General features: G+C 35.4%; 13 protein-coding genes and 1 other RNA gene. 7 read left to right on the plus strand and 7 right to left on the minus strand.

Features of this window, described 5'->3' with window-relative positions:
• The 6 genes from R2Q16_RS09450 to R2Q16_RS09475 form a co-directional block, all read right to left on the minus strand.
• Complete coding sequence (locus tag R2Q16_RS09450) at window positions 1–1635, minus strand: TldD/PmbA family protein (protein ID WP_316736652.1); 1635 nt, start codon at window positions 1633–1635, stop codon at window positions 1–3.
• A gap of 87 nt (window positions 1636–1722) precedes the next feature.
• A complete protein-coding gene (locus R2Q16_RS09455; protein ID WP_316736653.1) occupies window positions 1723–3519 on the minus strand; it encodes a hypothetical protein in 1797 nt (598 codons plus the stop codon).
• Window positions 3520–3521: 2 nt separating this feature from the next.
• Window positions 3522–5654: a DUF4175 family protein gene (locus R2Q16_RS09460; protein ID WP_316736654.1), complete on the minus strand. Its 2133-nt coding sequence runs from the start codon at window positions 5652–5654 to the stop codon at window positions 3522–3524.
• The gene (locus R2Q16_RS09465) at window positions 5641–7014 is read right to left on the minus strand and encodes a BatA domain-containing protein (RefSeq protein WP_316736655.1); all 1374 of its coding nucleotides are present in this window, start codon (window positions 7012–7014) and stop codon (window positions 5641–5643) included. Before R2Q16_RS09465 ends, R2Q16_RS09460 begins: the two co-directional genes overlap by 14 nt.
• Window positions 7014–7901, minus strand: a complete 888-nt coding sequence (locus tag R2Q16_RS09470) for a DUF58 domain-containing protein (protein ID WP_316736656.1) — start codon at window positions 7899–7901, stop codon at window positions 7014–7016. The genes R2Q16_RS09465 and R2Q16_RS09470 overlap by 1 nt, the downstream gene beginning before the upstream one ends.
• Window positions 7901–8947, minus strand: coding sequence for a MoxR family ATPase (locus R2Q16_RS09475; RefSeq protein ID WP_316736657.1), 1047 nt, complete (start codon window positions 8945–8947; stop codon window positions 7901–7903). The genes R2Q16_RS09470 and R2Q16_RS09475 overlap by 1 nt, the downstream gene beginning before the upstream one ends.
• Before the next feature lie 102 nt (window positions 8948–9049).
• Between R2Q16_RS09475 and R2Q16_RS09480 the strand changes: the two genes are divergently transcribed.
• From R2Q16_RS09480 to R2Q16_RS09500, 5 genes are all read left to right on the plus strand, one after another.
• Entirely contained in the window at window positions 9050–9679 is a 630-nt protein-coding gene (locus R2Q16_RS09480; protein ID WP_316736658.1) for a DUF4159 domain-containing protein, read from the plus strand.
• Between the two features lie 21 nt (window positions 9680–9700).
• Entirely contained in the window at window positions 9701–10471 is a 771-nt protein-coding gene (locus tag R2Q16_RS09485) for an NIPSNAP family protein (RefSeq protein ID WP_316736659.1), read from the plus strand.
• A 91-nt stretch (window positions 10472–10562) separates the two neighbouring features.
• Window positions 10563–10922: a response regulator transcription factor gene (locus R2Q16_RS09490; protein ID WP_316736660.1), complete on the plus strand. Its 360-nt coding sequence runs from the start codon at window positions 10563–10565 to the stop codon at window positions 10920–10922.
• 84 nt (window positions 10923–11006) lie between these two features.
• Window positions 11007–11375, plus strand: a transfer-messenger RNA (tmRNA) gene (gene ssrA, locus R2Q16_RS09495).
• Between the two features lie 209 nt (window positions 11376–11584).
• Window positions 11585–13192 (plus strand): ATP-binding protein, encoded by a 1608-nt coding sequence (locus R2Q16_RS09500; RefSeq protein WP_316736662.1) that lies wholly within the window; start codon window positions 11585–11587, stop codon window positions 13190–13192.
• Window positions 13193–13198: 6 nt separating this feature from the next.
• On the opposite strand, the gene R2Q16_RS09505 is transcribed toward R2Q16_RS09500, so the two are convergent.
• Window positions 13199–13561: a response regulator transcription factor gene (locus R2Q16_RS09505; RefSeq protein WP_316736663.1), complete on the minus strand. Its 363-nt coding sequence runs from the start codon at window positions 13559–13561 to the stop codon at window positions 13199–13201.
• 274 nt (window positions 13562–13835) lie between these two features.
• On the opposite strand from R2Q16_RS09505, the gene R2Q16_RS09510 reads away from it, so the two are divergent.
• Window positions 13836–14300: a hypothetical protein gene (locus tag R2Q16_RS09510; protein ID WP_316736664.1), complete on the plus strand. Its 465-nt coding sequence runs from the start codon at window positions 13836–13838 to the stop codon at window positions 14298–14300.
• A gap of 226 nt (window positions 14301–14526) precedes the next feature.
• Window positions 14527–15321, plus strand: a complete 795-nt coding sequence (gene cobA, locus R2Q16_RS09515) for a uroporphyrinogen-III C-methyltransferase (RefSeq protein WP_316736665.1) — start codon at window positions 14527–14529, stop codon at window positions 15319–15321.
• The last annotated feature ends 39 nt before the right edge of the window (window positions 15322–15360 follow it).

Here is a 15360-nt window from a genome sequence, read left to right on the forward strand (position 1 = left end):
TTATATTTTTCTTGCTGTATTAATAACATTAACTCCGTTAAATCTTGTAGTCGAACTTCCGTGAGAAACCGCACTACTTTGGCTTGGTTGTCCTTTGCCATCGTTAAATGAACCACCTAAACGATAATCACTTTCATCGCAGATTGCATTGCAAGAATTCCAGAACTCTTGCGTATTTGCCTGATAAGCCACATCGTTTAACATGCCAACAATTTTTCCCTCTTTAATTTCATAGAAAATTTGCCCGCCAAACTGGAAGTTGTAGCGTTGCTGATCGATTGAGAAACTACCATCACCAATAATATAAATGCCTTTTTCAACATTTTTGATCATATCATCAACTGAAAGTTTTTCTTTACCCGGTTGAAGTGAAACATTCGGCATGCGTTGGAACTGAACATCATCCCAACCTTGAGAATAGCAACAGCCGTTCGATTCAGTTAAACCAATAATGTGCGCCTGATCGCGAATGGCCTGATAACTTACCAGTGTTCCGTCTTTTATCAAATCCCACTTTTTGCATTTAACGCCTTCATCATCGTAACCAACCGCACCTAAAGAGCCAACTTGTGTTTTATCGGCTACAATATTTACTTTTTCGCTACCAAATTTGAATTTTTTCGATTCCCATTTATCAAGCGTCAAGAAGCTTGTACCAGCGTAATTGGCTTCATAACCTAAAACCCTGTCTAATTCTGTTGGGTGGCCAACCGATTCGTGGATGGTTAACCAAAGGTGAGAAGGATCTAAAACCAAATCGTATTTGCCTGGCTCTACAGATTTTGCTTTGATTTTTTCAGAAGCAACTCGAGCCGCTTCTTTAACATCTTCGAGCATATCGTAACGGCCTTTGTAACGGGTTACAATTCCGCTCACTTTATCTTCCGGACGGGCATGCATGTATTCGTAACCTTTACCCATTGGAGAACTTAATGAGTTACGGGTTTTAAATTGCCCCGAAGCTCTATCAATTCTGGTTACGTTAAAATTAGGGTAAATTCTATGTACATCCTGGTCAATGTAAGAACCATCGGTTGATGCAAAATATTTTTGCTCGTTAACGGCAAAAATTACAGAATTTACAAAGTTTGCACCGTTTTGCATGGCGACATCGTTAACGTTTAAAAGTAAATCTACTTTTTCTTTAACCGGCACTTCAAAAGCATTAATTTCGATTGGCGTTTTCCAACTTACTTCGCCAAAACCCTTTTGCGGAGCTAATTGTACAGGTTCTCCCTGAATTTTTGAATTAGCTTTAGCTACGGCAACCGCTTGCTCTGCTGCTTTTGCAATGGCATCTTTAGTTACGTTGTTTGTTGCGGCAAACCCCCAGCATCCGTTTGCAAGTACACGAATACCAACACCGTACGATTCGGTATTTGCTACGCCTTGCACACGCTTCTCTCGGGTGGCAACAAATTGATTTAAATAACGACCTATGCGGATATCGGCATAAGTTGCGCCTTTAGATTTTGCAGCATTAAGTGCAACATCGGCCAGCTCTTTTTTAATCTTTACATCAACACCATCAAGCGCTTGCAGCGGGTCGATAGGTGTTCCAAATGCGGAAAGATTGGGCAACAACAAGGCACCCATACCCATTCCGGATAAGTAGAGGAAATCTTTTCTTTTCAATTGGTTCAGTTTAGGTGATTACGATTACAAGATAGCTATTTATGCTTTTGATAGTTGTTTTTATATATAACATTTTAGTTTCAAACATTAAATATTTTTAAGGATTCTGGATTCAACCCATAAAAATCCGGCACACAATATAAATGATGCAAAAAACCACCACTTTGAAACCTCATTTTGTGTGGTTTGCTCAGAAATGGTATTATTTGTGTCTTGATTTTTAATGTTTTGTAGAAATTCGATAGTTTGTTGAGTTTTTTGGTGATTTCTTAAAGATAGCCAATCCTGTGTTGAATAAATATAAAGTTCTTCAGTTGCCTGGTTAATTTTTAGCGTATTCCAACCTTTAGTTTTTGGCCAATCCGTAACATTCCATTCGAAAGGAAGCTCCATATTTTGAATAGGGGGAAGCTGTAAATTGTTTATTTTTATTGATGGAGTTTTACCGCCTTCAGTTAAATCAATTATAATTTTCGTTTTCTGCTCTACAATCGGAAAATCAGGCAATGTTTTAAAGGCTAAATTTTCTGTCTTTGTTCGGCCTGTTTTCGTTAATAATGCCGACCAGTAAGTGGCATAGTCTAATTCTTTTCCGCTAAGCAACCAGTTGTAACTTGAAGCTAGGGTAGAAGCAGTTAATTTTCCCAAGCCATTTATTTTACTCGCGACTAAAAGTTTTCCATTTGTTTCAGTAATAACGGCTTGATTGTTTTCAGATGGATTAAGAAAAATAGATTGCGCTATCGGTAATTTACTAAGTTTTACACCTTCACGTTTTTCAACAGGAACTAAGCCTTTATCCTTTTGAATTGGCGACTCATACCGAGGAAATCTATCACTCAAAAAAATGCTTGATTTTGAATTAGCTATTCTAATAATTACACCTAAACCATTATTAATTGCGGTTTGAATAGCTGTTTTTTCCCCGACCGAAAGCGCTGAAAGTTCATCTTCATCAATGATTAAAACATCAAACTGTTTTAAAGCTGAGGCGTTAACTGAGTTTAAATTCAGGTTGTTTAAATTTAAAAAATCAGTCGTGTATTTATCCTTACTAATTTTACTTCTATAAGCTAAAGGATAGTGATTGTCGAATAGCCATTTCTTCAGAAATTTGTATTCAAAATCAGGAAACGAGGCGAGGATTAAAACCTTCATCTCAGGTTGCTCGTTTACGGTAAATGGCACTGGCTCGCTAGAAATGGTGTTTTTTCCATTAAATGCAATTAAATTAAATACGGCTTTACCAATTTGTGTAGGTTGGTTTTTAAATGAAAAGCTAGTCTCAGCATTCGGCTTTACTGTTATTGAATCAATGGTTTTGCCTAATCCTTTAAGAAGCAGTTTGATGTCACTTTTTCCTGTATTCTTATAAATTCCCTGAATCAAAAACTTTTCGGTAACCTTTAATTTTGATGGCCAATTTGCCGAAATAATTCCGTTGATTTTGTTCGATGGATGAAATTCTACTTTACAACCTTTGATGTTTTTTAATTCGGTTGAACTTAAACCATAGCCATAAATATTAATTTTATTTACCTCCGGATGCGTTTTTAAAAAATACGCTAAATCGGGGATTTGAATGGTTTTTGTATTTTTTAACTCGGGATAACTATTGCCTGCTAAAGTATATTTATTGCCTGGTATTTTTGAAGCTGTATCAATTTCTATTCCGCCAGTTAATAGGTTAATTTCATTTAAATTCTGCTTCACCAAAGTATGGTATTGTAATGGAATTAAGAGAAAGAAGAAGGAAATAACAGAGAAGATGCTGGCTAAAATCCGCCAGATTAAATGCGATTTATCCTTTCTGCTAATTTCTTTGAACATCAGAAAAATCAGCAATAACGAACAAATTAAAATGGCTGCAAGTTTAAAATCCATATTTATCTGCCCGATTTATTTAGGTTATTGAAATAGTTTTGATAGAGTGCCGATGCAGGTAAAGTTGTTTTCGGCTGCGGCTTCAACGCTTCAGTTTTAATCATTTTCTGAATGGCATTTTGAACGGCATCAATATCTTTTAAATTTACTATACTTGCTGCAGAAACCTTTCTTAAACTGGTTAGGGCTGTTAAAAATGAAGCCGGATTATCTGCCGCTGCACCAATCATGTACTTTTCTGTTTCGCTCAAAAGTAGTTTTTCATCTGATGTGAATTTCTTGCCATTTCTTCTATTCTCTAAAATTGAAAGAGCGGTTTTCAAATAAATGGTTCGTAATTGCTTTTGCTCGAAACTCATTTTTTGAACGGGTTGAAGGATTTTATCCAACTCACCACTTAACCTTTTTTCGGGTTTTAACGAAGCTGTTTTAACCGTGGTTTTGGCTACATAAGCCCTCGATTTTTGCTGCAAATCTTTAAGCAATCTTAAGGCTTTGTATTCGTATGGCAAGGCTTCCTGCGGTTTATAAGTTCGTAAACGTAACTCTGAGTTCCACATTTCGGTTAAAACAGCTTTCAGTTGTGCTTTCATTTCGGGCTCAAAAAATGTGGCATCTTCGGCAATATCATGCTTGTGGGCATATTTATCCATTATGGCGGTTACATCACCGAACTTTTCTTCTCCGCCTTTGTGTTCTTCATGCTCATCGTGGTCTTCATGGTCGCCGCCAATTTCAGTTTCATTTTCTTCGCCTAAAAACTGTCCGTAACGCAAACGCAGTAGTTTCTGGTCAATTCCTAAATTATTGGCCCTGGTTTTAAAGGCTTCTGCCGGAATAGAAGATTGTTCCTTAAGTAGTTTTTCGGTATCGATAATAATTTGCCGCTGACTTCTGAAATATTCTGGAACAAGATTAACACCATTTGTCATTCCCGATAGGCTCATTAATTCAGTTGTATCTACTATCGAAACAAAATACACATCCGAGCGACTTGATTGCCCGTGATTATCCATCGCTTTAATGAAGAAATATAGCTCATCACCAGGTTTCATGCCGAGCGATTTTAAATCGATATTCTTGGTTAAGGATACATTTTTTTGATTGCCAAAACTGGTCTCAAATGATAATTTTTTCTCCGTAAAGCTTACACCCTCGCCTTTGCCGCTGGCCATAGTTGCAGATATAAATGCATCGCTAATGCCGTAATCATCAGATAGGTTAGCCTTTAAAGTGAATTTTTGTGGCTGGCCAATATCTATGGTTGTGTGCTGTTTCGGCTGACTGATTTTTATCGAAACAGGCAAATCGGCGATAATTTCAATTTGATATAAATCAGATTTTTTGCCATCAATTACCACTTGGTAAAAGCCGGATTTATTGATTGTTTTCGAAAAAGTCCAGGTTTTTTTGCTTGCGTCAATTGGCTTTAAACCTATACTTTCTTTATCGTTAAAGATTAAGTTTAGCTGTTTTACGGCAATATTGGTTTCAATTTGCCAGTTTGCATTAGCACCATCTTCAGCCTTTATAGTAAAATTTTTCTGTTTTCTTATTGATTTCTTTGTATAGGATGGAGGCGTAATGGTTAGTGTAAAATCAGAAATCTCTGGTAAAATGTTTTCTTTAATGGTCGGAATAGCATTATCTGTTTCAGATGATTGGGTTAAACTATTTTTTGCAGCAGGAATTTTAGTAATCCCATAACTAACAATTACTGAAATAAGTAATATTCCTGCTGAAGTATAAATTTTACTAAAAAGTTCTTTTGGTTGCACTAACGAAGGTAAAATCGCCTCAATTTTATTTAATTGAAGTTTTTGAAGAAGCGATAATTCTTCAGGATTTTGTAATAGCAAGTCAGCACTCTCTTCAACTTCAGGATATTTGTTGTTTGCAAATCTTGAAACCTCTGTAAAACTTGTTTTCCAAACCGGTTTAAAGATTAATGCAATAATTAATATCAATAAAAATAAAATAGACATTAACCAAATTTGGAAATGAAAGATATTAATACCAATTGCACCAACAACCAATGTAATTGCCAGAGAAATGGCAATAATTTTTATCAGGCGGACGGTTATCCACTTTGTTCTTAAGTTTCGAATCCAATTAAATCCTTCAGTTTTTTGCATAATCTGTGTTATTTCTGAATGATAAAATTCTTTCCACCAGGAAAATTAACAATGCCGCAATCCAAACGTAATTTAGGATTGATTCTTTAACTGCAATTTCGGTATCCTTTTGTTTAAATTCGACATTTTTAGAACTGATTTGACTGGCTTGCAATGTTCTTTGGTCGTTCAGGTTTTCTTCAAAACCAAAAGTTTCGGCTTTATCACTTTGTAAAATAATTGGCATAATAGCTTTTACAAATGTTTCATCCCAAACCAAATCATTCCACTGAGGATTGAACCTGCTGTAAAAGTTCAAAATTGTAAGGTTTTCACTTTGTTCTTTTGATAAGATTGAATTTCCGAAACCATCCACCCATATTTTAGGAAACTTGTTAACTGCGATAATGCATTTTGAAAGTGGAATACTTTTTCCATCAATTTTGATAAAAGAATGCGTTGATTTCGTTTTTCCAACAGCGTATTTGAATAAGGTGCCTTTATCCTTTATCGACGATTTAAAATCGTTTGAAACTGGTTTATCAGAAAGCCAGAAACCAATTTGGTTATTTTTTTCTGCTGAATTAATCACAATTTTCCTTTTAGTGAAATCAGCAATTGCATTTAATGCAGTAATTAGATATTTACTGTCGTTAGCATTTCCTTCATTATGGATAGAAACTGAAATAGGGGCAGGGTTTTGATTCTTTATGTATTCGTAAGTAGTCTGTTTTTTATTTGAATTTGCTTTTAATTTCTTGCCGGCAAAATCCGTAATCCATGTTTTGACAGTATCGGAGCCATTCAAAAACCTCCGTTGGATGTTAAATTTTGTATTTGGCAATTTATCTCCAAAATTATTTTGTTGTAAATTTTGATAAACAAAAATGTTTGTTCCGCTAGGTAAAATGTAGTTAAGTTGATTGAATAAGTTAGTATAATTGAGATTTGATATCGGGTATATTTTGTCCCTATCTGCGGTGTCTTTCAGTGTTAAAGGCGTAAATCCAAAGTTGAAATCGTGTATCTGGTAATTAATTTTAAGAAGAGAATCTATGGGTTTTCTGTTTGCCTGATAAATAGATTTAAAATTGGTTTTATCAAGCAAAATCCATCCACCTTTTTCTTTTGCATTTAGTTTTTTATTAAGATAAGGTTGTGCTAAGCAAAAGCTAATCAGGATAATCAGCAAACAGCGAATTATAAATAATAGCCAATCTGTTACTTTAAAACTTTTTGAACTTTCGCGAGAACTTTCTCCTAAAAGAGAAATGCTCCCGATTTTTAAGGTTTTGCCTTGCTTAATATTCCATAAATGGATAATAAGCGGGATAATTACACCTGCCAGCGCCAGTAAACCGATGGGATAAAAAAACTGCACTAAATTTTTAATTTACTTCTTTGTTTTAAAAAATCTCTCAATGCCTGGTCTAAGGGTTCTTCTGTAGATATTGTTCGGTAGGCAATTTTTCTATCGAGCATTTTTATTCTAATGTCTTCCAGATGTGCATTGAATTTAATTTTATACGCAACCCTTTCTTTTACCTGATCTATTTGTATGGTTTTTCCGGTTTCCAAATCTTCGAATGTGCTGTAACCTTTAAAATCTAAATCAATTTCATTTTTAGCTAACAAATGAAAAACCACAATCTCATGTCGAAGGGTATTCAGGGTTTCCAACAAGTTTAAAATTTCATCATCAGTTTGATACAAATCTGTAACAAAAACTAGCAATTCACGTTTTTGTGTTCCAGAAAAAAGCGCTTTGTAATGAACTGGTTTTGTAAATGTTCCGGTTGGATTGATACTTTCGAGCTGATAAAATAACCGGGCAAGGTGTTGATAATCTTGTTTCGGTGTCATCGAAAAAATGCCCGAATTTTTAAATACGTACAAACCAATGGCATCGCCTTGCAAATTTGCCAAATAGGCTAGCGACGCACCAAGATAACGGGCATATTCAATTTTAGTGAAATCGCCATCACTGTGGTTCATAGATGCACTGGCATCAATTAAAATACGTACCGAAATATTCGTTTCAACTTCCGATTCGCGGATATAATACCTATCCGAACGAGCAAACATTTTCCAATCCAGCGAGCGTAAATCATCGCCAGGCTGGTAGCTTCTATATTGGCTAAACTCCAATCCTGCACCTTTTATGGTGCTTTTATTAATGCCGCTCATAAAACCATCAATTGTCATTTTTGCTGACAAATTCAGGTCTTTAATGGCCATTAATACTTTCGGATTTAAAAGTTTACTCATTAAATATTTGATTTCGGTTTTGAGATGGCTTTAATTAATTCGTCGGTAACGCTATCTGAAGAAACATTTTCGGCCTCGGCCTTAAAATTCATTAAAACGCGATGACGTAAAACCGGATAAGCCATGGTTTGTAAATCTTCGGTAATTACGGCATAACGGCCATAAAATAAAGCCCTCGCTTTTGCGGTTAAAATTAAGGCTTGTCCAGCCCGCGGACCAGCGCCCCAACGCACCCATTCTTTAACAAAAGGTACGGTTGTGGTATCCGGCCTTGTGGCCCGAATCAGCTCACTCACATAAGTAATTAAATCATCACTGATGCTCACTTCGCGGGTTATTGCCTGTAATTCTTTTATTTCTTCAGCCCCAATAATTGGGTTAATGATTACTTTTTTAGCGCCTGTTGTGCTGCTTAAAATTCGAGATTCTTCTGCCGCGGTTGGATAACCAATTTTAATGTATAATAAAAACCTGTCAAGCTGCGCTTCCGGAAGCGGGTAGGTTCCGGCTTGCTCAATTGGGTTTTGGGTTGCAAGTATGAAAAATGGCCTGTCAAGCGGATAGGTTTGTCCACCATAAGTAACCTCAAACTCCTGCATGGCTTCTAAAAGCGCCGATTGGGTTTTAGGAGGGGTTCTGTTTACTTCATCAGCCAACACAATATTCGCAAATAATGGGCCTTTATTAAACTTGAAAAATCTTTTTCCAGTTACATGGTCTTCCTCTAAAATTTCAGTTCCAACAATATCGGTTGGCATTAAATCAGGTGTAAACTGTATCCTTCTGAAAGACAAATCCAATGCTTGAGACATGGTTCTAACCATCAATGTTTTGGCTAACCCCGGTACACCTTCCAATAAGCAATGCCCGCCAGCCATTAGGGCAATGAGCATTTCTTCGATAATTACATCCTGACCAACAATTATTTTTTGTATTTCGCTTTTTAATTGGGAGATTTTGCCAATCAATAATTTTAAGTTAGTTTCTGAACGCTCCAAAACGATTTTTTTTAGTTTGTATGAATATTGAGTGTCAATATAGCGCATTATGATACATATTTTTAATCCTCGCTAAAAGAATATCAAAAAATTTACAAGATTATCTGGTTAAAAACCTGAATTAAGGAAAATTGAAACTAATTTAGGGCGATGCAAAGAACCAAATTCACATTTGCGAGATTAAAATATACTTCCGGCGATTGGGATACCGACCAACGCATGCCTTCAAATATTTTAAATTCATTATTAGAATATACTACGATACCGCTTGAAGAGGAAGAAAAAATTGTAGAGCTAGGTAGCATGGATTTATTCAAATATCCATTTTGCTACATGAGCGGACATAAATTGGTTCAGTTTAATCAGCAAGAAGCCTCAAATTTTAAAGCTTACGTAAAAAATGGTGGTTTTGTTTTTGTTGATGATTGCAACCACGATATTGACGGTTTGTTTGCCCGTTCTTTTGAAACTCAAATGAGCAATTTATTTGGTCCATCAGCATTAAAGAAAATTCCAAATAATCATCCTATTTACAATTCTTTTTTTAAGTTCGAAAAGGGTCCGCCAACTACCTCATTCGAATTAAATGGTTGGGGCGATGATTTAGTGCATGATTATCTGAAGGCCATTACAGTGAATAACCGGATTGGCGTTTTGTATAGCAATAAAGATTACGGTTGCGAATGGGATTACGATTTTAGAAATAAACGTTTTTTAGCCGAGGATAATACTAAATTTGGTGTCAATATTATTTTATACGCAATGGGCGTAAACAGTTAATCAATCTAAATCAAATATATTGTGAAATCTACCCTAACCAGATTATTTTTATTGGCAATAACCTTTATTGCATTTTCGGCGACTGCTTCTGCGGCTAAGCAGTCTTATTATCAGATTAAAATCTATCATTTAAAAACAAAGGCACAAGAAGCTGTAATTGATACCTATCTAAAAGAGGCTTTTATTCCCGCTTCTCATAGAGCAGGGGTAAAAGATATCGGCGTTTTTAAACCTGTTGCTCAGGATACTGCAGAGCGGTTGATTTATGTATTTACTCCAATTAAAAAGCTCTCTGATTTGGATAAGATTAATGAACTTATAGCAAAGGATAAGCAATACATTCAAGCTGGAAATGGTTATTTAAATGCGACTTACGATGATGCTCCATATACCAGAGTCGAATCGATTATTTTAAAAGCTTTTTCGGCTATGCCTGAATATGCTTTGCCTAAATTAAATTCGGCAAAAAGCGAACGTATTTATGAATTAAGAAGTTACGAGGCTGCAACTGAAAGCCTTTCGCTAAATAAAATTGGAATGTTTAATGATGCGGAAGTTGATATTTTTACAAAGCTAAATTTTAATGCAGTATTTTATGGTCAGGTAATTTCGGGTAGTAAAATGCCGAATTTGATGTATTTAACTACGTTTAATAATAAGGCAGATAGAGATAATCATTGGTCAGCTTTCGGACCAGAATATAAGAAGATTAGTGGCTTACCTCAGTACCAGCACAATGTTTCTAAAAATGTAACCCTGTTTTTGTATCCTGCCGATTATTCAGATTTTTAAATCATTAAATTCTACTCTGAAAAGTTTTAATACGCTAACTTTCAAAACATTATCTATGTTGATTAGTTAATTATCTAAATAACTAAAAGATATGGGAAAGCGAATTTGCGTTTTAGAAGATAACGAAGATATCAGGGATATCATTGGATATATACTTAATGAAGAGGAATATGAGGTTAAATACTTCTCTAATATAGCCGATTTTAAAAACGGTGCTAATAAATTTGATGCTAATTTATATTTGCTGGATGTGATGCTGCCAGATGGTAATGGTATCGATTTATGTTGTGAACTTAAGGCGGATAAAAAAACACAAAATATGCCTATTGTGATGATGTCGGCTAATTATTCACCAGCAGAAATGAAAAATAAATGCATGGCTGATGATTTTATTCCGAAACCCTTTGATATAGATGATTTTGTGCATCGCCTGGATGCCCAAATCCATTAATGTTTAGTAATCATCATTAAACAAACCAATATTATTCTTATATTTGTTGTCCTGTTTTGCAGCAGACATCTGTAAAACGAAAAAGGGGCCGTTCTTGGATTTGACAGGGTGGCGAAGGTTATGTTAGCATGCAGTGCGTTGTACGGAGAGCACTTTAAAGAGAACGTTCAAAACAATAATTGGCGAAAATAACTACGCCTTAGCTGCCTAATTTAGAATTAGCATAGCTTTTGTTCCTCTAACTGCTGCATTGTTAGGTTAGAATCTGGAGCATCGAAATAACAGCGCTGGCCTTAAGAAGGTATGGCTTAAGGTGAGATAAAGTATCTAAGGATTTAAACAAGGTCGGTTTTCAGCCCGTTTATTTCTCGAAAATTAATTGAAAAATAAGCATGTAGAAGGTATAAGTTATCTCACAACTGGACAAGGGTTCGACTCCCTTCGGCTCCACAAAAATAAACCCTCGTAGTTATCTGCGAGGGTTTTGTTTTTTGAAGCTTTTATTTGTAACCTGATGTAAATATTCTGCTGTTCATTTTTTTAATGATTGATAAAAGCTCATTTGAATTATATAGCTTTATAGACTAATGGTTTGAATTAATTTCGACCCAATTGATTGGCAAAAACCACATCAACTTTGTTTTAAATTAAGACAGATTTTCATGAGCTATCATCATCCCATTGATATTATTCCGGAAAACGACCAAGAGCGTTTAAAAGCGCTTGAAAGATACAGGATATTTAATACGCCTGATGAACCAGGTTTTAAACAGATTTGTAACCTCGCTGCAAAAATATTTAATGTGCCCATTGTGCATATCTCTTTTTTAGGCAAAAATGAAGAATTTGTAAAAGAAGATGTTGGAATTGGTAGAGAAATAAAACTAGTACCCAGAGGAATTAGTTTGTGTGCTCTGGCAATTTTAGACAGCAAATTAACTGTTATCGAAGATGCATCTCTTGATCCCAGGCTGAAAGGTCATCCATATGTTGATGGTGAATTTCATTTAAGATTTTACGCTGGTGCACCCATTATCAGTCCGGATAAGTATGTTATTGGCACCATGTGTTTGGTTGATAGAAAACCAGGTAAACTTTCGATGTACGAACAAAATATTTTACAAGGTTTGGCAAATGTAGTAATGGAGCAAATTGAACTTCGCCTAAGCAACCTCGAACAGCGTGAACGTATTGAAGAAATTAATATAAAGCTTCGCCATAACGAAGATTACCTAAAAGGCATTATCGATACAATGGCTGAAGGTGTTGCAATTGTTGATGTAAACGGAAAGCCTGTATATACTAATCCGATGGCACAGAAAATCTTTGGCGTTTCTGAAACTGCAATGCGGGAACGAGCTTACAATGATAATAAATGGGTTAATGTTAAATTGGATGGTTCTATACTTCCAAGCAGCGAACACCCTACAATGATGATGCTTAAAAACAAACAGGCGATTTATGATCAGGAAATTGGTGTAAAAAGATCTGATGGCGAGATATTTTACATCACCATAAATGCAGCACCACTGTTTGACTTTAAGGGTAAGCTGAGTGGAGGCGTATGCACTTTTACAGATGCAACATCACGTAGAAGGATTCTTAAGGAAAAAGATGATTTCATCAGCATTGCAAGTCATGAATTAAAAACGCCACTTACAACCTTACAAGCCACTATACAGGTACTTAATAAACTAAAAAATTCTCTTGATTCTCCAATAGTTCCAGCCCTTATCAGCCATGCGGATAAAAGTTTATTGAAGTTAAATCGATTGGTAGATGATCTGCTAAACATCAGTAGGATAGACTCTGGAATGTTAATGCTGCAAAAAACGAGATTCTTACTTAGTGATTTAATAAGTGATTGCGCTACACACATTAGTCTTGAAGGAAACTATGAGATTCTTATTAGCGGTGATGTTTCCGTAGAAGTTGAAGCAGATTGGGAACGTATTGAGCAAGTGGTTATTAACATGGTTAATAACGCAATTAAATATGCTCCAGATTCTAAAATTATTAACGTGGAAATAAAAAAGTTAGATGCTTCTGTTCGTGTTGTGGTTAAGGATGAAGGGCCGGGAATTGAACCTGAAACATTACCCCACATATTTGATAAATATTACCGCGCCGACCACAACAGTTTAAAGTTTTCGGGATTGGGACTTGGCCTTTACATCAGTGCAGACATTATACGCAAGCACAACGGTGAGATAGGCGCAGAAAGTGCAACAGGGAAAGGTAGCGAATTTTGGTTCACGCTACCTATTTAAAAATAACTAAGTTGGTTGCTTCAAAAGCCCTGTTATTATATCTATAAGTGCATAAACATCAAAAGGTTTTGCAATAAAGCTATCCGCTCCGGAGCTTTCCTTCCTTTTTGCCAAATCAATGTGGGCACTCATTAAAATAACCGGAATATCGCCTGTTTCAGCACCTTGTTTGAGCGATTCACAAACTGCCATGCCATTCCCATCAGGCAACATAATATCCAGAAGATATAGGTCTGGTAAAGTTTTTTCCTGATTAAAATCAGCTACGGTAGAAAATCCGGTAACTTCAAAGCCTTCGCTTTCGAGAATAAGTTTTGTAACTTCTAAAATTGCATCATCATCTTCTAATACAAATATTTTACTGTTCATAGGGAGAGATATTAATTAATGTTTGCTTTGTTTTTTAGATTTTTAGCGTGAAATGATATTTTATACTGATACTAAGATAAGAAATATAGCTAAGCGAACATTTACGCTGATTGATAAAACTTTCGCTTTTGTTAACTTAATCGTTTTATTTAAAGGTAGATGGAATGTTTTTATCAAAAATGATACTTATTTGTAACTCAATTGTGGAAAAAGCTAAAACATTTCATCATCTTGGTATATTTATACTAACAACCTAATCCATAAAAGAAGAATCATGACAAAAAACATTTTATACCTTGCATTTGCAGCAATTCCATTTGTTTTCGCCTGTAATCAATCAGGGCAAAAGGCAGAAACCGTTAAGGCCGATCCTGTTGTTAGCGAAACTTGTTATCTATCTGGATTTGAGAAGGATAGTGCAAGTTTGAATTTAAAAACTTTAGAATCAGGTAAAGTAACCGGAACGCTTTCAGTTATTTATGGCGAGAAGCCAAAAAATGAAGGTGTTATAAATGGAAAATTCAGCGGAGATACTTTGCTTGTCGATTATAAATTCAATACAGGAGGCGATACAACCCGTGCTTTTACAAATCCATTAGCATTTCTAAAGAAAGATGGTAAGTTGATTATGGGAGTAGGGCAGATTGAAACAACTTTAGGCCGCTCATATTTTGTAAAAGGGAAACCGATTAATTACGAAGCTGGTAAGTTTACTTTTGAGGAAAAGCCTTGTAAATAATAACACATTTAGAAAGTCGTCATTTCGAGCGCAGTCGAGAAATCTTTGAAGCTCGTAATTCAGATGGAAATACTCTTCCAATAAATAATCATTAGTCCATGGTCTGTGTCCTCACAGACCATTTCTATTACAATTGAATTTATTTTAAAATAAATTACTACAATTTCTATAGACTTTATATATTTGTATAATTAATAAGAATTATCACGAGCTAATATTTTATGTCATGATTTTAAGTAAAGTAGAAAAAGCGAACATTGAACCAAAAATTACACTAATAGGCGCTGGTCCTGGCGACCCGGATTTATTTAGTTTGAAAGGTGTAAAAGCATTAAAAACTGCAGATGTTGTTTTGTACGATGCAAATGTGAACGAAGCTTTACTATGTTATGCGCCAGAAGGTATTCCAAAGGTTTATGTTGGCAAACGTAGTGATGACGAAGATTTTTCGCAGGATGCAGTAAATAAGTTGATTATTGATTACGCTTTAAACTACGGCCATGTTGTTCGTTTAAAAAGCGGCGACCCGTTTTTCTTTGCTAAAGGTTACGAAGAAATTGATGCTGCAGAATCTTACAGCATTCCAACTGAAATTATTCCTGGTATTTCAAGTGCTACAGGTGCGCCAAGTTTGCAAAAAATCCCAATGATTTATAAAGATTTAAGCGAAAGCTTTTGGGCGGTAACCGGAACAAATTCAAAAGGAGAAATTTCAGAAGATTTATATATAGCTGCAAAAACTAAAGCGACAATTGTTGTTTTGAATGGAATTGCAAAAGTGAAAGAAATTGCTGCTATTTTTCAGGCAGAAAATAAAAATTTACTGCCTGTTGCAGTCATTCAAAATGGCTCTACGCCACAGGAAAAAATTGCTGTAGGCATCGTAGATACAATTGCAGAAGTTGTTGAAGACAAAAAAATAGCTGCACCAGCATTGTTGGTTTTTGGAGACGTAGTTTCTCTGCATCCACAATTTCAACCCATTAGAGATTTCTACGAAATTATTGCTGAAGAATATTAGTAAATAACCTAAACCAATTATTTATTTTGTTGTTAAAGT

The sequence above is a fragment of the Pedobacter aquatilis genome, from assembly GCF_032678425.1.
Taxonomy (GTDB): Bacteria; Bacteroidota; Bacteroidia; order Sphingobacteriales; family Sphingobacteriaceae; genus Pedobacter; species Pedobacter aquatilis_B.

What these genes read in the sequence shown, in the direction of transcription:
- R2Q16_RS09455 (WP_316736653.1), bottom strand. Translation starts at nt 3,519, where the DNA reads ATGGATTTTAAACTTGCAGCCATTTTAATTTGTTCGTTATTGCTGATT.
- R2Q16_RS09460 (WP_316736654.1), bottom strand. Translation starts at nt 5,654, where the DNA reads ATGCAAAAAACTGAAGGATTTAATTGGATTCGAAACTTAAGAACAAAG.
- R2Q16_RS09470 (WP_316736656.1), bottom strand. Translation starts at nt 7,901, where the DNA reads ATGAGTAAACTTTTAAATCCGAAAGTATTAATGGCCATTAAAGACCTG.
- R2Q16_RS09475 (WP_316736657.1), bottom strand. Translation starts at nt 8,947, where the DNA reads ATGCGCTATATTGACACTCAATATTCATACAAACTAAAAAAAATCGTT.
- R2Q16_RS09480 (WP_316736658.1), top strand. Translation starts at nt 9,050, where the DNA reads ATGCAAAGAACCAAATTCACATTTGCGAGATTAAAATATACTTCCGGC.
- R2Q16_RS09490 (WP_316736660.1), top strand. Translation starts at nt 10,563, where the DNA reads ATGGGAAAGCGAATTTGCGTTTTAGAAGATAACGAAGATATCAGGGAT.
- R2Q16_RS09500 (WP_316736662.1), top strand. Translation starts at nt 11,585, where the DNA reads ATGAGCTATCATCATCCCATTGATATTATTCCGGAAAACGACCAAGAG.
- R2Q16_RS09505 (WP_316736663.1), bottom strand. Translation starts at nt 13,561, where the DNA reads ATGAACAGTAAAATATTTGTATTAGAAGATGATGATGCAATTTTAGAA.
- R2Q16_RS09510 (WP_316736664.1), top strand. Translation starts at nt 13,836, where the DNA reads ATGACAAAAAACATTTTATACCTTGCATTTGCAGCAATTCCATTTGTT.
- cobA (WP_316736665.1), top strand. Translation starts at nt 14,527, where the DNA reads ATGATTTTAAGTAAAGTAGAAAAAGCGAACATTGAACCAAAAATTACA.